The organism is Microbispora sp. H10670 (genome assembly GCF_014161385.1).
Classification (GTDB): domain Bacteria; phylum Actinomycetota; class Actinomycetes; order Streptosporangiales; family Streptosporangiaceae; genus Microbispora; species Microbispora triticiradicis.
Map to the genome: position 1 here is coordinate 95,601 of NZ_JABBWW010000022.1, position 17,786 is coordinate 113,386.

At 72.3% G+C, this 17,786-nt stretch carries 16 protein-coding genes; 6 read left to right on the top strand and 10 right to left on the bottom strand.

The window, feature by feature from the left end; genetic code table 11:
* Position 1: 1 nt before the first annotated feature.
* Positions 2-370 (bottom strand): YciI family protein, encoded by a 369-nt coding sequence (locus HHX33_RS26505; protein WP_182876966.1) that lies wholly within the window; start codon positions 368-370, stop codon positions 2-4.
* Positions 371-517: 147 nt separating this feature from the next.
* On the opposite strand from HHX33_RS26505, the gene HHX33_RS26510 reads away from it, so the two are divergent.
* Entirely contained in the window at positions 518-1,267 is a 750-nt protein-coding gene (locus HHX33_RS26510) for an acetoacetate decarboxylase family protein (RefSeq protein ID WP_182876967.1), read from the top strand.
* A gap of 21 nt (positions 1,268-1,288) precedes the next feature.
* Here HHX33_RS26510 and HHX33_RS26515 read toward each other — a convergent pair whose 3' ends face one another.
* The 6 genes from HHX33_RS26515 to HHX33_RS26540 form a co-directional block, all read right to left on the bottom strand.
* Positions 1,289-2,170, bottom strand: coding sequence for a glycosyltransferase family 2 protein (locus tag HHX33_RS26515; RefSeq protein ID WP_182876968.1), 882 nt, complete (start codon positions 2,168-2,170; stop codon positions 1,289-1,291).
* A gap of 285 nt (positions 2,171-2,455) precedes the next feature.
* Complete coding sequence (locus tag HHX33_RS26520) at positions 2,456-3,214, bottom strand: CDP-alcohol phosphatidyltransferase family protein (RefSeq protein ID WP_182876969.1); 759 nt, start codon at positions 3,212-3,214, stop codon at positions 2,456-2,458.
* Positions 3,192-4,232, bottom strand: coding sequence for an iron-containing alcohol dehydrogenase family protein (locus HHX33_RS26525; RefSeq protein ID WP_165900762.1), 1,041 nt, complete (start codon positions 4,230-4,232; stop codon positions 3,192-3,194). Before HHX33_RS26525 ends, HHX33_RS26520 begins: the two co-directional genes overlap by 23 nt.
* Before the next feature lie 44 nt (positions 4,233-4,276).
* Complete coding sequence (locus HHX33_RS26530; protein ID WP_111701708.1) at positions 4,277-5,008, bottom strand: sugar phosphate nucleotidyltransferase; 732 nt, start codon at positions 5,006-5,008, stop codon at positions 4,277-4,279.
* Positions 5,009-5,101: 93 nt separating this feature from the next.
* Positions 5,102-5,767, bottom strand: a complete 666-nt coding sequence (locus tag HHX33_RS26535; protein ID WP_220502213.1) for a DUF5941 domain-containing protein — start codon at positions 5,765-5,767, stop codon at positions 5,102-5,104.
* Positions 5,768-5,840: 73 nt separating this feature from the next.
* Positions 5,841-7,406, bottom strand: coding sequence for a CDP-alcohol phosphatidyltransferase family protein (locus HHX33_RS26540; RefSeq protein ID WP_310741545.1), 1,566 nt, complete (start codon positions 7,404-7,406; stop codon positions 5,841-5,843).
* A gap of 170 nt (positions 7,407-7,576) precedes the next feature.
* Between HHX33_RS26540 and HHX33_RS26545 the strand changes: the two genes are divergently transcribed.
* The 3 genes from HHX33_RS26545 to HHX33_RS26555 are packed head-to-tail and all read left to right on the top strand — an operon-like array spanning position 7,577 to position 11,562.
* Entirely contained in the window at positions 7,577-8,983 is a 1,407-nt protein-coding gene (locus HHX33_RS26545) for a bifunctional cytidylyltransferase/SDR family oxidoreductase (RefSeq protein ID WP_182876971.1), read from the top strand.
* A gap of 34 nt (positions 8,984-9,017) precedes the next feature.
* Positions 9,018-10,892, top strand: a complete 1,875-nt coding sequence (locus HHX33_RS26550) for a CDP-glycerol glycerophosphotransferase family protein (protein ID WP_182876972.1) — start codon at positions 9,018-9,020, stop codon at positions 10,890-10,892.
* 55 nt (positions 10,893-10,947) lie between these two features.
* Positions 10,948-11,562, top strand: coding sequence for a Uma2 family endonuclease (locus HHX33_RS26555; RefSeq protein ID WP_182876973.1), 615 nt, complete (start codon positions 10,948-10,950; stop codon positions 11,560-11,562).
* Here the strand turns inward: HHX33_RS26555 and HHX33_RS26560 are convergent.
* A complete protein-coding gene (locus HHX33_RS26560) occupies positions 11,539-12,597 on the bottom strand; it encodes a glycosyltransferase family 2 protein (protein WP_111701696.1) in 1,059 nt (352 codons plus the stop codon). The genes HHX33_RS26555 and HHX33_RS26560 overlap by 24 nt on opposite strands.
* Before the next feature lie 54 nt (positions 12,598-12,651).
* Here HHX33_RS26560 and HHX33_RS26565 point away from each other — a divergent pair, with 54 nt between their 5' ends.
* Both HHX33_RS26565 and HHX33_RS26570 read left to right on the top strand, forming a co-directional pair.
* A complete protein-coding gene (locus tag HHX33_RS26565; RefSeq protein ID WP_182876974.1) occupies positions 12,652-14,166 on the top strand; it encodes an LCP family protein in 1,515 nt (504 codons plus the stop codon).
* A 239-nt stretch (positions 14,167-14,405) separates the two neighbouring features.
* Positions 14,406-15,161, top strand: coding sequence for a hypothetical protein (locus HHX33_RS26570; RefSeq protein ID WP_182876975.1), 756 nt, complete (start codon positions 14,406-14,408; stop codon positions 15,159-15,161).
* 69 nt (positions 15,162-15,230) lie between these two features.
* Here HHX33_RS26570 and HHX33_RS26575 read toward each other — a convergent pair whose 3' ends face one another.
* Positions 15,231-16,559 (bottom strand): HEXXH motif domain-containing protein, encoded by a 1,329-nt coding sequence (locus tag HHX33_RS26575; RefSeq protein WP_182876976.1) that lies wholly within the window; start codon positions 16,557-16,559, stop codon positions 15,231-15,233.
* Entirely contained in the window at positions 16,556-17,752 is a 1,197-nt protein-coding gene (locus tag HHX33_RS26580; protein ID WP_182876977.1) for an FxsB family cyclophane-forming radical SAM/SPASM peptide maturase, read from the bottom strand. The genes HHX33_RS26575 and HHX33_RS26580 overlap by 4 nt, the downstream gene beginning before the upstream one ends.
* Between the last annotated feature and the right edge of the window lie 34 nt (positions 17,753-17,786).

Below are 17,786 nucleotides of genomic sequence, written 5' to 3' on the forward strand. Positions count from 1 at the left end.
GTCAGACACCGCCGTCGTCGTCCCCCACGACGTGCGCGAACGGACGCACCTCGATCGGAAGCGTGGTCGCCCGCGCGAGCCTGCGGCCCCACTCCAGCGCCTCGTCGAGGTCGGACGCCCTGATGATCGTCAGGCCGCCGACGTGCTCCTTGCCCTCGGTGTACGGACCGTCGGTGACGAGTTCCTCGCTGTCGCGCGCCCGGACCACCGTCGCCGTGTCCGGGGCGTGCAGCCCACCGCTGAAGACCCACGCCCCCGCGGCCCGCAGGTCCTCGTTGAGCACCGCCAGCTCCCGCATGATCGGGTCCAGGACCTCCGGCGGGGGCGTACCGCCGCCGGGCTGCCGGATGCTCAGCAGATAGTGCCTCATGGTCTTCCGTACCTCCTCTGGCGGGCAGGCGGGGCGCCGGCCCTCACCCTCTATACGATCGGCCTCCCCGCGCATCGACATCCGATCTGGGACAACCTTGCCGCCGTACGACTGTCCTCCGGCGGCCGGGCTTGCTGTACTGGAGGCATGGCAAGCCATGTCGTGCAGGGGCGCCGGGTCGAGATGCCGGTGGAGGTCCGCGACGCCTCGATGTGCCTCGCCGCCTATCTGGTGCGGGCCGACGCCGCCCGTGCGGTCCTCGCGTACTCCGGGATGGACGTCACCGAGGTGCTGCCCGGCAAGGCCATGTGCATGCTGGCGTTCGTCCGCTACCACGACTCCGACCTCGGCTCCTACGACGAGTTCGGCGTGATGTTCCTCGTACGGCCGGCCGGTGCGGGCGCCCCGCCGAGGCGCGGGCTGCTCGCCGGTCTGAAGGACCTGCGCGGGGCGGGGTCGGGGGCGTTCGTCCACTGGCTCCCGGTCGACCAGGGCTTCACGATGGAGGCGGGCCGGAGCATCTGGGGCTTCCCGAAGGAACTGGCCGACGTCGACCTGCGGCTCGGCTCGCCGTACAAGCGGTGCGTGCTGCGCAGGGACGGCCGGATGGTCGTCGACCTGCTGGTCAGGCCGGGGATGCCGGCCGCCCCGGCGCCGCTGGTCGGGAAGTCCGTCGCGGTGCCGGACGCCTACACCCACCTCGACGGGGTGACCCGGCGCGTCTCCTGGGCCGCCCGCGCCAGGGGGATCCGCTGGCGGCCGGGCGGCGCGCTCGTCCGGCTCGGCAACCATCCGATCGCCAAGGAGCTGAGCGAGCTGGGGCTGCCCCGGCGGGCCCTGCTGACGGTCACCGCCGAACACGTGTCGATGACGTTCGAGGAGCCGCGGCAGGCGTGACGCCCGGCCGTGCGCGCGGCGTCAGACGATGGGGGGACGGCCGAGGCGGAGCATGCGCCAGGCGGTGCGCCAGGCCATCGGACGGCGCTCTCCCGCCGGTTCACGCAGCCCTTCCACGAAGCCGCCGAACCACGCCTTGACCGCGGGCAGCGACCGCTCCCGCACGAGCGTGAGCACCATCCAGTTGAGCAGGTAGAGCGTGGCGAGCGGCCACGGCAGGTTGCGGCGGGCCAGCCACACCCGGTTGCGGGCGTTCAGGCGGTAGAAGTCCGTGTGCCGGCTCGGCAGCACCAGCGGGTGGTACATCACCGTCTCGGCGTCGTACTCGATGCGGTAGCCCTCCCCGAGCAGCCGCCAGGCCAGGTCGGTCTCCTCGTGGGCGTAGAAGAACCGCTCGGGCAACCCGCCGACCTGGAGGAACGCCGACTTGCGGATGGCGCAGGCGCCGCCCAGGAAGGTCGTCACCGGAGAGGAGCGCTCGGGGTCTCCGGCCCGCAGGCGGGGCACGTGGCGCCGCTGCACCAGGCCGCCCTCGGGGTCCATCACCCGGAAGGAGATCACCGCGAGGTCGGGCTCGTGCGTGAACCGCTCGCGGACGTGCGCGGCCACCTTGGAGTTGGCGTACCAGCCGTCGTCGTCGAGGAACAGGACGATGTCGCCGGAGCACTCCTGCACGCCCCGGTTCCGTCCCTCGGGAATGCCCGTGTTGTGCTCCAGCCGGACCGTCTTTATCGTCGCCGAGCTGCCCGCCGGCGGCGCGGCGGTCAGCTCCGGCACGTCCGCGCCGTTCCCGACCACGACCACCTCGATGTCGCCGTCGGTCTGCGTGAGCGCGGACTCCACGGCCCGGTCGAGCTCGGCGATCCTGTTGCCCATGGTGAGGATGACACAGGAGATCTTCACCGCGTCATCGCCTCGACGCTGGGCGCACTGCACACGACTTCATGTTCACCGAGTCTGTATGGCCGGGCGATCCGGGAGCTGCCTGGTTTACCGTGGCACAAGGGTATCGGAACTGCCACCAAACCCCCACCCAACCGCGGATGTACGGATGACCGGCAGTGTCTCCCGCTCGCCATCGGGGCGCTCATGTCCGCTCGGTCGTGCCGTAGGCGCGCCATGAACCCCCCTCGTCGCTCGTTCCTCGCTCCTCCGTCCAGACCGGCGGCGCGCCCCTCAGGATCGCTCTCATGAGAGCCGCCGGGACGCGAGGATGCTGACCAGGTGCAGCACGAGCTGGACCGCGGCGATGACGACGCAGGCGACCATGAGGATCCGGGTGGCGGAGAACCAGTTGTCGAGCACCGCCGCGGCCACGACGATCAATGACAGCTCGACGGCCTGGATCACCCGGTGGAACCGCAGCGCCGCCGCGGCCCGGCGGGCCAGCGCGAGCCGCGGCGAGGCGAACTGCTGCGCCGCCGCCTCGGTGGTCGCGACCAGGCCGGACCGGGCGCGGGCCACGTCGACCAGGTCGGTCTCCGCCTTGATCAGGATCGCGCCCAGCGCCGCCGCGACGCCCATGACCGTGTACCAGTCGGGCAGCGTCTCCGACGCCCGGAAGCCCAGGCCGATCAGCAGCGCCGCCTCGGCGAAGTAGTGCCCGACCCGGTCGAGGTAGACCCCGGTGATCGAGGTGCGGCCGGTCCAGCGGGCCAGCTCGCCGTCCGAGCAGTCGAGCAGCAGGTAGACCTGGATCAGCAGGGCCGCGGCCAGCGCGGCCCAGAGTCCCGGCAGGGCCAGGACGGCTCCCGCCGCCACCCCGCACAGGATCATCAGCCCGGTGACCTGGTTGGGGGTGATGGGGGTCTTCGCCAGCAGCCACGTGGCGTAGATGGACAGCCGCCGCATGTACAGCAGGCCTGCCCAGTGCTCGCCGCTGCGGCGGTCCATGGTGGTCTGCGGCTGGGCGACCGCGCGAAGCTCAGCTACCGACGGCGCGGACATAGTCCTCAACTCTCGCCCGGACCTCGGGCTCCGACAGCCGGAGGTGCTCAAGGATGGTGTAGCGGCCGGGCCGGGTGCTGGGGGCCAGCATCACCGCGGCCGTGAACTGGTCGGTCGTCAGGCCGACGTCGCCGGGCACGACCGGCAGGTCGTGCCGTCTGAGGCAGCCGGTCACCTGGCCGAGCCGGTGCGCGTCCTCCCGGAGGAAGTAGCAGAACGCCGCGCCGATGCCGGCCAGCTCACCGTGATTCGAGGTGCCGGGGAAAAGCTGGTCCACGGCATGAAGGATCTCATGATCGCCGCCACTCGCCGGACGACTTGACCCGGCGATGACCATCGACATGCCCGAGAGGATCAGCGCCTCCGCGAGCACGGTCAGGAACGCGTCCGACTCGATCGAGTCCTGCCTGCCCAGGACGGCCTCGGCCGACGTGCGCGACATCGAGATCGCGAGGCCGTCGATGGGCTCGCCGCGTTCGACGTTGCCGAGCTGCCAGTCGTCGATGGCCGACAGGTTGCTGAGCACGTCGCCGATCCCGGACCGGACGAGCGAGGGCGGGGCGTCGTGGACGAACTCCAGGTCCACCATGATCGCCAGTGGCATGGGCACCCCGAACGAGCCCTTGCCGCCCTCGTGCACGAGCGAGGCGACCGGGGAGCAGATCCCGTCGTGGGAGAGGTTGGTGGCCACCGCGACCATCGGGATGCCCGCCAGGGACGCGGCGTACTTGGTGGCGTCGATGGTCCTGCCGCCGCCGACGCCGATCACCGCCTCGTAGTTGCCCTTGCGCAGGTCGGCGCCGAGCGACACGGCCGCGTCGACCGTGCCGTCCGCCACCCGCAGCACCTTGGCCTCACCGAGCGAGGGCGCGATGACCTCGGCGATCCGGTCGCCCTGCCCCACGCCGACCGCGACCGCGACCCGGCCGGAGGTGGCCACCCTGCTGTCGGCCAGCAGGGTGCCGAGCTGCGCGATCGCGCCCCGCCGCACCTCCATCGTGAGGGGGGCGGGGAGCATCCTTGCCAGAATCGGCATGCGAACTCCTCAGAAGGCCGCGCGTCTCAGTAACGGCACGCGATCTCGCGGGCCTTCGCCAGGTCGTCGTGGTTGTCCACCTCGACCCAGTCGACCTTTCCGATCGGCGCGACGGCGATGTTCTCGCCGCGCCGGACCATCTCCTGGTAGCCGTCCTCGTAGTAGAGCTGCGGGTCCCGCTCGAAGGTGGCCCGCAACGCGTCGGCCAGCCGCTCGGCCGCGCCGGGCCGGATCAGCGTGGCGCCGATGTACTCGCCGTACGCCTCGGCGGGGTCCATCAGCTTGGTGATCCGCTTCAGCCGGCCGTCCTCCAGTGTGACCTTCATCTCCTCGTCGGCCAGGGACTTCACGTCGTCCACGGCGAGCAGGATGTCCGAGGTGTCCTCGGCGGCCAGCAGGGTCCGCTCCACCGACACCGGATGGACGGTGTCGCCGTTGACCAGCAGCGCGCCCTGCGAGAAATGGTCACGCGCGCACCACAGCGAGTACGCGTTGTTCCACTCCTCGGCCTTGTCGTTGTGCACCAGCGTCAGCGACACCCCGTGACGGCGCTCCAGGTCGGCCTGGCGCTCCCGTACGGCCTGGGCCTGGTAGCCGACGATGACCACGACCTCGCGCAGGTCCACGGCCGCCAGGTTGCGCAGGGCGATGTCGAGGATCGTGGTCTCACCGTCGACCGGCACCAGCGCCTTGGGCAGCGTGTCGGTGTACGGCCGCAGACGACGTCCGGCTCCGGCGGCCAGCACCATTCCGAGCAATTTCCCGCACTCCTTGAGGTCGAGCGTCAGACAGTAACCCCAAAGGTTAGTTGGCCCGGGGCCGCACTTGGGTAATCCGCCGTTGGTCTGACGTTAATCCTGGGGAGCCGGTTCCACCGCCTGGTCGGGCGTACGGGGGGCGGCCAGCCAGCAGGTCAGGCTCTCCCAGCCGAACAGTCCCCACAGGTAGAGCGCGAGCAGGACGAACGCGGGGGCCACCATGTCGAGCAGGCCGGCCAGGGCGACGACCAGCATCCGGCCGTCCCAGCCGAGCCCGGCCGTGGCCAGCCACGGTGGCGGATACACGTGCTGACGCACCCGGTAGACGATGTCGTAGTGGTGGAAGGCCATCGCGCCGAGCAGCGCGAAGGTGATCACGGGCGGCACGGAGCGGGCGAACCCGGCGGAGGCGACGAAGCCGTACTCCGTCAGGCGCAGGATCGGCGGCGCCAGCCAGTCGAGCCGCCCGTCGTGCCGGTGCGCGCTGCCCGCCCCGGCGAGCAGCAGGGCGACCGCGGGCGCGAAGACCGCGAAGTCGTCGGCCCCGGCGATGCCGAGGACCAGCAGCACGGCGGTCACGAACGCCCCCGCGAGCGCGGGCGGCAGGGGCGGCAGCTGCCCGGCGACGAGCAGCCCCATCGCCCGCGACAGCGGGCCGTCGTCACGCTGGGCGACCACGACGCTGCGCGGCACCGGGGTCATGTGTACGGAGATCACGTCGGAGCCCTCCCGAGCGGCGTCGTGGGCGGGGCCGCTCATGCCACCTCCTCGCCTTCGGCTCGGAGCGGCATGCGCCAGGCGCTGTGTTCACTGATTCGCTCGCTGCGCTCGCTCATGCGAACGACCTGGCCATCCGCCCGGCGGCCGTGTAGACGAGCGCCACCCCGCCCCAGCCGAGCAGCGCGAGGAACGTCACCCGCGCGTCGAACAGCGCCGCCGTGACGCAGATCAGGGCGGTCCGCTCCCCGATCGGCAGCACGATCATCTTCTTCAGCCAGTAGGCCACACCCCGGTCGAGCCGCCGCGACAGCGCCAGCACCGACCCGGTGCCCGAGGCCGCGGCCGCCGCCGGGGCCTCGTCCCAGGGCACCGCCATCGAACGCGGGGCCGCCGCCCGCAGGCCCGCCGCCCGCGCCCGGTCGGCCAGCGCCCCGGCGTAGGCGAAGTCGACCATGTGCCGGATCGTCTGCAGGACCAGCGCGGCCACGGCCAGGGCCCAGATCCGCCAGGACTCCCCGGGGCCGGACGTGTATCCGAGCACCAGCCCGACGTAGACCACGTACTCCTTGATCCGGTCGCAGATGGCGTCGAGCCAGCCGCCGAGCGGGGAGAACCGGCGCGTGTACCGCGCGACCTGGCCGTCCAGGCAGTCGAGCACGAAGGACAGGTAGAGCGCGACCGCCCCCACGACGAGCCCCGCCCGGTGCCCGTCGGAGAACCAGACGGCGGCGATGAGCGCGAACGCGACCGAGATGCCGGTCACCGAGTTGGGCGTCAGGCCGAGCCGTACGGCCGGCCGGATCAGGTGGCGGGACCACGAGCTGACGCAGTAGGTCGTGAAGAAGCCGTCTCCGCTCTTCACGGCGGACTCCAGCCGGGCCCGCGCCTCGTCGACGTCGGCGAGCTCGCGCACCGCCCGCTCGGCGGCCGGGCGGGTCGCGACCCGCCCGCAGTGCAGCGCGCCCGGCGCGACGGCGTGCACCGGGACGCCCGCCCGGGCGAGCCCGGTGAGCAGCAGCTCGGGAACCTCGGTGTCGCCCACCCGCCCGAGGTGGCGGCGCTGGGCGAGGTCGGCCAGCTCCTCGGCCAGGTCGGCGAGACCGGCCAGGTGCGCCTCCCCGACCTGCAGGACGCCGCGGAAGGTGCCGTTGGCCCACTCGACCTCGTGGAAGGAGGTGCCCGCCGACACGACGCGGCCCCACTCCGTACGCACGGGCGGCCGAAGCGGGGCGGGATCGCCGCCGGCGACGATGGCGCCGGTCGGGCGGGCGGGATGTTCGAGCAGCAGGGCCAGCGCGTCGGTGTGCGCCACGACGTCGGCGGCCAGCACGGCGACCGGGGAGGTCGAGGCGCGGGCGGTCTTGGCCACGATCCGCAGGTCCTCGGCGAGGCCGTCGCTCACGCAGATCTGGTGCCGCGGGCCGCTGTCGACCTCCCGCTCCCGCCCGCGCGCCGGATCGGGCGGCCGCCCGCCCGCCGTCTCCGGCCCGGGGCCGCGCGCCGCGATCTGTCTTCGCTCGCCGTCCCAGCCGTCCTGGCTCCGCACCACGATCAGCACCTCGCGGATCGGCAGGGTGAGAAGCTGGGCGACGAGCCGCTCCAGGAGGCTGCCCTCCGACCGGGCGCCGTCGGAGCAGGGCAGCCCGGCGGCCGGCGAGGTCGCGAGGACGACCGCCACCGTCTGTGTGTCCCGTACCGTACCGGGCTTGCTCGGATCCGCCCCCATATGGAAACCCGTTTCACGTCGGCCGCACGTGCTCACCTCGCAAAGTAACCGAGTGATCACTAGGTGGCAATCACCTTCTCCGGCTTCTGGCACGGGTATGGTCTGCTGTCGGGGAGGACATCATGATCGCGGAATCGCGTCTGCGCAGGGTGGGGGTAGTGCTGGCCGGCGGCGTCGGCCAGCGCGTGGGGCTGAACACCCCGAAACAGCTTCTGAAGATCGCCGGAAAGACGATCCTGGAGCACACCCTCGACGTGTTCGACGGCCATCCGGAGATCGACGAGGTGATCGTCCTGATGACCCCCGGGTTCGTCACGGACGCCGAGGAGCTCGTCAGGCGGAACGGCTACACGAAGGTCTCCCGGGTGCTCGAAGGAGGCGCGAGCCGTACCGAGACGACCTGGCGGGCCCTGTCCGCGCTGGGCGAGCGGGAGTGCGACGTGCTGCTGCACGACGCGGTCCGGCCGCTGATCGAGCCGCGCGTCATCAGCGAGTGCGTGGCCGCCCTCGACCGCTACGAGGCGGTGGAGGTGGCGATCCCGTCCTCCGACACGATCGTCGTGGCCGCGCCCGGCCCGCGCGGCGAGATCATCCGCGACATCCCCGACCGCTCGCGGCTGCGCCGCGGGCAGACCCCGCAGTGCTTCCGGCTGTCGGTGATCCGGGCGGCGTACGAGCGCGCCCTGGCCGACCCCGAGTTCCCCTCCCTGCCCACGACCGACGACTGCGGCGTCGTGCTGCGCTACCTGCCCGACGTGCCGATCTACATCGTGCCCGGCAGCGAGCGCAACATGAAGGTCACCCACCCGGTCGACGTCTACCTGGCCGACAAGCTCTTCCAGCTCGCCGAGAACACCGCGCCCGCGCTCACCGACGAGCAGTACCGCGCCGGGCTGGAGGGCCGCACCGTCGTGGTCTTCGGCGGCAGCTACGGCATCGGCGCGGACGTCGTCGCGCTCGCCCGGGGCTACGGCGCGAGCGTCCACTCCTTCTCCCGCAGCGAGAACGGCGTGCGCGTCGAGGACGCCGCCGCCGTGGAGGACGCCCTCGCCCGCGTGTACGCCGCGACCGGCCGGATCGACCACGTCGTCAACACGGCGGGCGTGCTCCACATGGGCAGGCTCGGCGAGGCCGGCCAGCACACGATCGAGGAGACCATCGGCGTCAACTACCTCGGCCCGGTCAACATCGCCCGCGCGGCGGTGAAGTACCTGATGGAGACCAACGGCCACCTGCTGCTCTACACGTCCTCGTCCCACACCCGCGGCCGGGCCGACTACAGCCTGTACTCCTCCACCAAGGCCGCCGTCGTCAACCTCACCCAGGCGCTCGCCGACGAGTGGGCCTGCCAGGGTGTCCGCGTCAACTGCGTCAACCCCGAGCGCACCGCCACCCCCATGCGGCTGCGCGCGTTCGGCGACGAACCCGCCGGAACGCTTCTCTCCCCCGCCGCCGTCGCCCGCACCAGCCTCGACGTGCTGCTGTCCCGCCTCACGGGACAGGTCGTGGACGTGCGGCTCACCCGATGACCGCAACCACGTACGGAGGGACGGGCGCTCGCCCATGGGGGGAAACATCACGGGGCGCACGGCCCCCGAGGCGCTGCTCACGCTGCTCGCACGGCGCCTGACTCTGATCGCGGGGAACGGCCGGGGCCTGCGGAGGCTGGCCGGGGGACGCCGAGGGGCGCTCGCCGCGCTGACGCTCGCGTCGTACCCGGCCCTGCTCCTGGCGGCCGTCTGGCCGCTGCCCGCGACCTTCGCGGTGCTCGCGCCGCTGTCGTACGCCGCGGAGACGGCGCTGCCCGGCCGGGCGGCGGCGGCGCTGAGCCGGGCCCATCTGGGCGCGACGGTCCGCTTCCTCGCCCGGGAGACCGCCGCCGTGGTGCTGCTGGCACGGGTGGCGCCGGGGCGGCCGTGGTGGTACGCCGCGCTGGCGACCGGCCTGTTCCTGTTCCACGGCGTGCGGGCCGCGCAGACCTGGCTCGCCTGCCGGCTCGACCGCGTCCACCACCAGACGCCGGTGGTGACCCGCAACATCCACCTGGCGGCGCCGATCCCGCCCCCGCCGCCCCGCACGCTGCTCGCCTGGCGCGGCACCCGCCTGCTCTACCTCGACGCGCTGGCGATCGTGCCGGCCGCGGCCCTGACGCCGTCCGGTCTCGGCTGGACGGGGGCCGCGGGCGCCGCCACCGCCGTGCTGCTGGAGGTCGCCGCGGCCGCCGCGCTGCTGGTCCACACCCGGCGGGCCGTCCACCTGGGCGACCGGCGGCGCGTCCTGTCGGCCGTGGACGAGTGGGTCGCCGCCTACCGGCCCGAGGTCGTCATGTACTTCTCCGGCCCGGCCACGGCCGCCTACCAGGCCACGATGTGGCTCGGCACGCTGGAGCGGATCACGCCGAGGACGCTGGTGGTGCTGCGCGAGCGGTCGCTCGCCACGGCCCTCGGCCCGACGACGCTGCCGGTGGTGTGCATCCCCTCGTCGGTGGACCTCATGAACTTCCGCGCGCTGGACGGCGCCCGGGTCGCGCTGTTTCCCGCCAACGTCGGCAACAACATCCACATGCTGCGGGTGCCGGGCGTCCGCAGCGTGTTCATCGGCCACGGCGACAGCGACAAGGAGGCGTCGTTCAATCCGTACACGAAGGTGTACGACGAGGTCTGGGTGGCCGGGCCCGCCGGGCGCGACCGCTACCTGCGCGCCCAGGTGGGCGTCCGGGACGAGGCCGTCGAGGAGGTGGGCCGCCCCCAGCTCGCCGGGATCCGGCGCACCAGCCCGTACGCCGAGGGCGTGGCGCCGTACCGGACCATCCTGTACGCGCCGACGTGGGAGGGGTGGAGCGACGACGTGTTCCACAGCTCGCTCGTCGCGATGGGGCCCGCGATCGTGCGCGCCCTGCTGGAGCAGCCGGTGCGGCTGATCTACAAGCCCCACCCGCTGACAGGCCACCGCTCCCCGGCCGCCCGGACGGCCCACCGGCGGATCATGGCGCTCCTGGACGAGCGGACCGGCATCCCGCATCTGGCCGTGACCGGCCCGGAGCCGTCCCTGTACGACTGCTTCAACGAGGCCGACGTGCTGATCTCCGACATCTCCAGCGTGGTGTCCGACTTCGTCGCCAGCGGCAAGCCGTACGTCGTGACGAACGTGGCCGCCCTGTCAGGGGACCGCTTCCGCGAGCGCTACCCGGCCGCCGGGGCGGCCTACCTGCTCGGCCCGGACCTGGCGGAGCTGCCGGACGTCCTGCGCCGTCTGGACGCCCCGGGAGAGGACGAGATGGCCGGCGCCCGCCGCGCTCTGCGGGGCTACCTGCTCGGCCCCGACCACCGGGACCCGCTGGCCCGCTTCGAGGAGGCCGTACGGCGGGCCGCCGCCCGCGCCGAGGAACGCGCCCGCCTCCTCGGCCTCGAAGCCCTCGCCCCCTCCGCCCACGACTGAGATACTGGCGAAGTCAACTCAGCGTATCGACGCGGACACGAAGGGATGCGAATCCATGGTCGCGATCTCACGCAAGCCACACGGTCCCGGTCTGGCACCCGTACCGGACCGGCCGCTCCCCGGCACTCCTCGTGAGCTGTTCGATTCGCTGCCCCCACTTCCGGGTCTGCGGACCGAGATCATCGACGGGAGACTGATAGTGAGCCCCGTGGGCACCCCCGAACACGCCCGAGCGGCCATGCGGCTGTTCCGAGCGTTCATTCCCCTCATGGACGAACGAGGATGGGAGGGCTTCAGCGGCAACGTGGACGTGTGCATCGACGGCAGCCGGGACCCGCTCGAACCGGACTTCGTCATCGCACCGTTCGACTGCCCGCGCTGGGGAGAACGAGAGCTGTTCTCTTCCGGGCTGATGCTGGTGGCCGAGGTGGTGTCGAAGGGGAGCGCGGAGGACGACCGCCTCAAGAAGCCGGCGATCTATGCCGGGGGTGGTGTCCCGGTGTTCCTGCTCGTGGATCCGCTGACCCGGCCCGCGTCGGTCACGGTCCACAGCGACCCGAAGGAGGGGCGGTACCAGGTGACCTCGACGGTGCCGTTCGGGCGGGAGATCCTCGTCCCCCACCCGATCGGCTGCACGCTGGACACCTCAGTCTTCGAAGAGGTCGTCTAGGCTCGCCCGCTCGGCACGCGGCTGGGGCTTGCTGAGCTTCGGGGGGCTGGTCAGGAAGCCGGTCCCCCAGGAGACGTGCATGGTGGCGTACACCACCGGAAGGCGTACGAGCGCGGCGCCGGGCAGCCCTCGGCCGGTGAGGACCGAGCCCGCGACGATCGCCGCGAGGTAGCCCCCGGGGACGAGCAGGCCGGGCCAGAACACGGGCGAGACCACCAGGCCCAGAGCCATCGCCGCGACGGCGGCGGGCGGGGCGAGGTAACGCAGGTTGATCGTGCCCTGGTGGGTGCGGGAGACGACCCGCCGCCAGCGGCCGTAGTGGAAGTACTGCTTGGCCAGGGCGCGCACGTTGGGCCGGGGACGGTAGGTGACGCGCATCCTCGGCTGGAACCACACCAGCCCGCCGGTCTCCCGGATGCGGTGGTTCATCTCCCAGTCCTGCGCGCGCAGGAAGTGCTCGTCGTAGCCGCCGACCCGGTCGAGCGCGCTGCGGCGGAAGACGCCCAGGTAGACGGTGTCGGCCGGGCCGGCCTCCCCGCCCGTGTGGAACCGGGCGTTGCCCACGCCGATCTTCGAGGTCATGGCGCAGGCCACCGCCTGCTCGAACGGCGTGATCCCCTCGGCGGCCATGATGCCGCCGACGTTGTCGGCGCCCGTCTGCTCCAGCGTCTCGACCGCCGTACGGAGGTAGTCGCGGGGCAGGATCGCGTGCCCGTCCACCCGCGCGATGATCGGGTTGCGGGACGCGGCGATCGCGGCGTTCAGCGCGTTGGGCGTGCGGCCGGTGGGGTTCGGCACGACGACGACGCGGCGGTCCTCGGCCGCGATGGCGTCGGCCACCTCCTGGGTGCGGTCGTGGGACGGGCCCACACTGATGACGACCTCGAGAGGGCCCTCGTAGTCCTGTTCGAGGACCTGCCGGACGGCGTCGCGCAGGTGCCGCTCCTCGTTCAGCACCGGCATGATCACCGATACCGGCGGCCAGTTCCGCGCGGGATTCTGGCTCGACTGTCGCGAGTCGGGAAAGGGCTTCATGGCGGCGCTCACGCTACTGTACGGAGGGGTGGAGACGGCAACCGGAGGACGGGAATGCCCGGCGACGATCAGGAGGACTCCGGCGTCCGTATAGGCGGCGACGGGTACGGCGGAGTGCGGCTGACGGCACAGCGCGCCCGCCGCCGCGGGAGCAACCTCCGATCCCTGGTCATCTCGGGCGCGCTCTCCGGGATCGTGCTGGTCGGCTCGGGTGTGCTGTGGGCGGTGCCCAACTTCGCCTCCGGCCGCATCCAGTCGGTGGACGCGGGCACGAGCGAGTCCTCGTCACGGGGCGCGATGAACATCCTGCTCGTCGGCGTGGACAGGCGTGACAACCTGAGCAGGCGCCAGCAGGTCCAGCTCCACCTCGGCCGCGACGTCGGCGAGCGCACCGACACGATGATGGTGCTCCACCTGTCGGAGGACCACAGCAGAGTGACCGTCGTCAGCCTGCCGAGGGACACCTGGACGACGATCCCCGGCAAGGGCGACCACAAGATCAACTCCGCGTACCAGTTCGGCGGGCCGAAGCTGACCGTCAAGACGGTGGAGCAGGTGACCGGCCTGCGCATCAACCACTACGTCGAGGTGAACGTCCTCGGGTTCATCGGCGTCGTGGAGTCGCTCGGCGGCGTCACCGTCTGCACGCCGGTGGCCATCGACGACTCCAAGACGAAGCTCAACCTGCGGCCGGGGACGTACACCCTGGACGGGGTCAACGCGCTCGCGTACGCCCGCACGAGGGCCACGGCCCGGTCCGACCTCGACCGCATCGACCGGCAGCAGCAGGTCGTCTCGGCGCTGCTCGACAAGGCGCTGAGCGGCGGCACGCTGGCCAACCCGGCCAAGCTCGCCGGGTTCCTCGACTCCACGTTCAAGACGCTCACGGTGGACCCGGCTCTGCAGAAGGACCTGCTCGGCATGGTCAGCCAGTTCAGGGACGTCTCGACCGACGACGTGTCGTTCGCGACCGTGCCGCTGGCCGACGTGAACTACCGCTCGCCCACGGGCGAGTCGGCGGTGCTGTGGGACAAGCCGGCCGCCCGTGAGCTGTTCCGGCGGATCGACGCCGACCAGCCCCTCGTGGAGCCGTCGGCGAAGGCGTCCGCGTCCGTGAAGCCGTCGGCCTCCCCCACGGCCCCGGCCAGTCCCGCGGCCTCGCCGGGGGCGCTCACCATCCCGCCCGCGCGGATCTCGGTCAAGGTGCTCAACGGCACGCTCGTCACCGGCCTCGGCGCGGCCACGAAGGCCAAGCTCGTCGAGGCGGGGTTCATGGTGCCGTCGCCCCCCGGCGACACGGCCCGCCGCGACTTCGCGAACACGGTCGTGCGCTACCCGCCCGGCCGCGAGGACTCGGCCCGTACGGTGGCCGCCGCCGTCCCGGGAGCCGAACTGCGCGAGCAGCCGGACGTGACCGGCATCGAGGTGGTCGTGGGCCAGAAGAACCACGACGTGAAGAAGGTGACCGTGACGGCGGCCCCCACCGCGCCCTCCACCGGGACCCCTGCCTCCACGCCCGTGGCGACCCCCTCGGCCCGCACCGCGACCCAGAACATCTGCAAGAAGTGACCCTCGCCGGCCCCGGTGAAAGGCACATCGGAATTCCGGTTCGTGGATAACTCATACACCAGACGGCACTGAACGCACCTCCGGGAATTCTCGGAACCCGCATAACGCTCCGCACGTTGAACCAGGCGAACGAACCATGAAGACGACGGAATCGGGGCCGATCGTCCGCGTCGAAGGTGACGACCGACGAGTGCGCGGACAACAGATGTCGAACGGCGACGTGACCACGGAGCACTCCCATGTCAGACCCCCTGCGGCTGGCGGTGCGCGTCATCGCGGTACTGATGATCCTCGCGGCCCCCGCCGCCTGCACGGACGAGACCACTGAGATCACTTTTCAACCGACCGTCCTGCCCGTGAAACTGAAATGGTCGGACGGGGACGTCGGCGTGGAGGGCGACGTCGGCCTCGTCACACCGGTCGGCAAAATCGAGCTGAACGCCGGCCTTCCCCTGCCCGACACCGGCGGCAGGGCCATCTATGTCATCTTCCGGGACAAGCGGGCCTCGGTCGACGACGTCTACCGGGTCAAGAGTGGCGCCGGAACGTTCCACGCGGTGGTCGACGGCACCACCGACTTCTCGGTCGACGACCAGCGCGTGGTCATCGAAGTCCTCCGGGGGACCGCCAAGACGATCGAATTCAAGAAAGCGGAACGGGTGCCCGTCCAGAAGGGCACCGGTGTCATCCACAAGTGGACCGAGTACTGGCAGACGACCTTCCACCGCCCGTTCTCGTGGTCACGGTGGGCGTACGACGACTCCACCATGCACGACTGGCCTCCGCTGGGATTCGTGTGGTTCCTGGTCCGCCTCGTCGTCGCGATCGTCCTCGGCGTGATCGACCTGCTTCTGTTCGTCGTGCAGGTCCTGGCCGCGATCGCCTTCGCCCTCGCGGGGACCGTCGCGATGAACGTCGTGTACGGCGTGGCGGCCCTGGTCTTCCTCCTGGTCCTGCTCGGTTTCGTCTCACTGCTGTCCACATCCTTACCCTGAGATCACTGACAGCCGACGTGATCTCCACACCGCAGCTCGCCGAGCGCAGTCATGCCGCGTTTCTCGTGCTCAGGCGACCGGGGCCGCCGGGGTGGGGAGCTCGCCGTTGCGCGCGCGCCACGACGTGAGGTGCCGGTCTGCGGCCTCCCTGGCGATCGTCGCCGAGGCGGCCGGGACCGGCTCGCGCCGCCACTCGTCGAGCCGCCGCGCCATGCGGGCGACGAACCGCTCGCCGGGCGCGGTCAGGCTGCCGCTCGTGAGGAGGGTGCCCGACACCACGCGGGCCGCCTCACGCCACCGGGCGAACTCGGCCGCGGCGCGTACCGCTTCCGCGCCGCTCTCGTGGTACCGCTGCCGCCGCCAGAAGCCCGCGACGCCGAGGAACGCGTACGCCCCCTGCAGCAGGCCACCTGCCGGCCGGGGGTCGTCGCGCCAGGGGGCGTAGTAGCGGGCGCCGTCGTCGGGCCGGGTGAGCGGCACGATGTCGAGCAGCGCGGACAGCTTGGCGTGCTGCGTCTCGTGGGCGAGCGTGACCGCCAGCGTCTGCGCGTCGGGGGGCGTGGACAGCGCGACGCAGCCGAACGTCTCCCGGGAGGTCGCGCTGGACAGGCCGTGCTCCGGCGGCGCGAGCGGGGTGAAGACGGTGATCGCCGCGGCGACCTCGTCGGCCACCCGGGGGTGATTGCGGGCCAGCAGGTCCCACGCCTCCTGGAGCACGCCCCGCCAGCGCTCCGCCTCCGGCTCGCTCAGGCGGCCGCCCAGGTTGCCCGTGCCGGGCATCCGGTGCGGGTCGAGGTCGTCCACGAGCACCCGGAACCGCCGGCCGTCGGCCTCGGCGGACAGCGACCGCAGGCCCGTCCACCCAGGCTCGGCTCCCCCGATCCGTACGGCAAGGCCCTCCACGCCGACCTCCGCTCCGCCGGGAGCGGAGTGGACGGTCGCGGTGGCGGTCCGGGCCGCGCTCTCGGCGGGCAGGGTGACCTGGCCCAGCGAGGGGAGCGTGACCACGCCGGCGGTCACCGGGACGTCGACCTCGCAGGTCACACCGGCCCTCACCACCGCGGCGGCGGCGACGGACGCGAACCGCTCGAAATCCTCGCCGGTGGCGACCGCGTGCCGGGCCCACGCCCCCACCGACGGGTGGCGGAGCACCGCGGCCACCGCCTCCGGGTGGTGCGCCTGGACGGCCGCCAGCAGGTCGTAGGCGCGGCGCGCGGCGGCCCACCGCGCGTGCCCGGCCCTCCGCGCCGCGTCCAGCACTCCCCGTACGAGCAGCAGGTGCTTGCTGTACTGGGCCGCTACCAGGCGGCCGACCGCCGGGGCGCCCCCCGCGCCCCCGGCGAGCTCGTCGAACGCGTCGGCCGGGATCCGGTGCTCTGTCAGCTGCGGTGGGATCATCGAGGTTCCTTGGGACGGGCCGACAGGTCGGCCTGGACGGCGGTCCCGATCCGGCGGATGAGCGACAGCAGGTCGGGACAGTAGACCGAGGGGTTCTGGAAACCACTGCCGTGCCGGTAGCGGTGGGCGTAGAGGCCGCCGCCGCAGATCCCGCCGACCGGGCAGGCGGCGCATTCGGCGGCGAGCGCGAGCGCCCCGATCTGCCGGGCGGCGGTGCCGGGGAGCCGCAGCAGGTCGTCGAAGGCGTGCGTGGCCACGTGCAGGCCGGTGCTCCCCGCACCCTCGTACGCCGACTTGAGCAGGTCCGACTGCTCGATCTCCCCGTCGGTCTCGACGACCACCATGGCCGCCGGGGACAGGCCGACCTGCTCGGAGGCGGACCACCCGCCGAGCAGCAGATGGACGATCTCGCCGAACAGCCGGACGCGCGGAGCCCGGCCGGGCGCGGCGTACCAGCGGTCGAAGACCGCTCCGAGCCAGTCGGCGTACGGCGTGGCCGAGGGATCGGCCGTACGGCCGGGCGGCGGGGCGGACCAGTTGCCGTGCGGCAGCAGGAAGTCGACGGCCGGCGGGCCGAAGCCGCACAGCGCCTCGTACGTCTCGACGGGGTCGTTGCGCAGGTCGACGGTGCACAGCAGCCCGCGGAACAGGTGCCGGAACGCCGGGGAGGTCAGCCGGGCGAGCGCCGCGGCGGTGCGGTCGTAGCTACCGCGGCCGTCGGCGGTGCGGCGGACCCGGTCGTGCGCGTCCCGGCTCCCGTCGAGGCTCACTCCGAGGCCGATGCCGAGGGCGTCGAAGAGCCGCAGGTAGTCGTCGTCCAGAAGGGTGGCGTTGGTCTGCGCGAGGACGTCGACGCGGGCGGGCACCGCGGCCCGCAGCGCGCGGACGGCGTGCTCGATCTCCGCGGGCCCGGCCAGCAGCGGCTCACCGCCGTGCAGGACCACCTCGACCGACTCGACGCCGTGCGCCGTCACGTGCTCGGCGATCCGGGCGGCGGTGGTCTCGACGGTGTCCCGGCTCATCCGCCGGGGACGGCTCCGCCAGGTCTGGTCCGCCATCTCGTACACGTAGCAGTAGGAGCACGCCAGGTCGCAGCGACTGTGGATCTTCAGGATGAACTGCCTGAACGGGGTGGGCCGCCAGCCGTCCGCCAGCAGCGCCTCCACGTCGAGAGTCGACGGCCACTCGGGCACCGCGGATCAGCCTCCACGCTGGGGCTCCTAAGGG

Coding starts and splice junctions, on each gene's coding strand:
- HHX33_RS26575 (WP_182876976.1), bottom strand. CDS start 16,559: ATGATCCCACCGCAGCTGACAGAGCACCGGATCCCGGCCGACGCGTTC.
- HHX33_RS26560 (WP_111701696.1), bottom strand. CDS start 12,597: ATGAAGCCCTTTCCCGACTCGCGACAGTCGAGCCAGAATCCCGCGCGG.
- HHX33_RS26570 (WP_182876975.1), top strand. CDS start 14,406: ATGTCAGACCCCCTGCGGCTGGCGGTGCGCGTCATCGCGGTACTGATG.
- HHX33_RS26525 (WP_165900762.1), bottom strand. CDS start 4,232: ATGCTCCCCGCCCCCCTCACGATGGAGGTGCGGCGGGGCGCGATCGCG.
- HHX33_RS26550 (WP_182876972.1), top strand. CDS start 9,018: ATGGGGGGAAACATCACGGGGCGCACGGCCCCCGAGGCGCTGCTCACG.
- HHX33_RS26535 (WP_220502213.1), bottom strand. CDS start 5,767: ATGAGCGGCCCCGCCCACGACGCCGCTCGGGAGGGCTCCGACGTGATC.
- HHX33_RS26565 (WP_182876974.1), top strand. CDS start 12,652: ATGCCCGGCGACGATCAGGAGGACTCCGGCGTCCGTATAGGCGGCGAC.
- HHX33_RS26555 (WP_182876973.1), top strand. CDS start 10,948: ATGGTCGCGATCTCACGCAAGCCACACGGTCCCGGTCTGGCACCCGTA.
- HHX33_RS26505 (WP_182876966.1), bottom strand. CDS start 370: ATGAGGCACTATCTGCTGAGCATCCGGCAGCCCGGCGGCGGTACGCCC.
- HHX33_RS26545 (WP_182876971.1), top strand. CDS start 7,577: ATGATCGCGGAATCGCGTCTGCGCAGGGTGGGGGTAGTGCTGGCCGGC.
- HHX33_RS26510 (WP_182876967.1), top strand. CDS start 518: ATGGCAAGCCATGTCGTGCAGGGGCGCCGGGTCGAGATGCCGGTGGAG.
- HHX33_RS26520 (WP_182876969.1), bottom strand. CDS start 3,214: ATGTCCGCGCCGTCGGTAGCTGAGCTTCGCGCGGTCGCCCAGCCGCAG.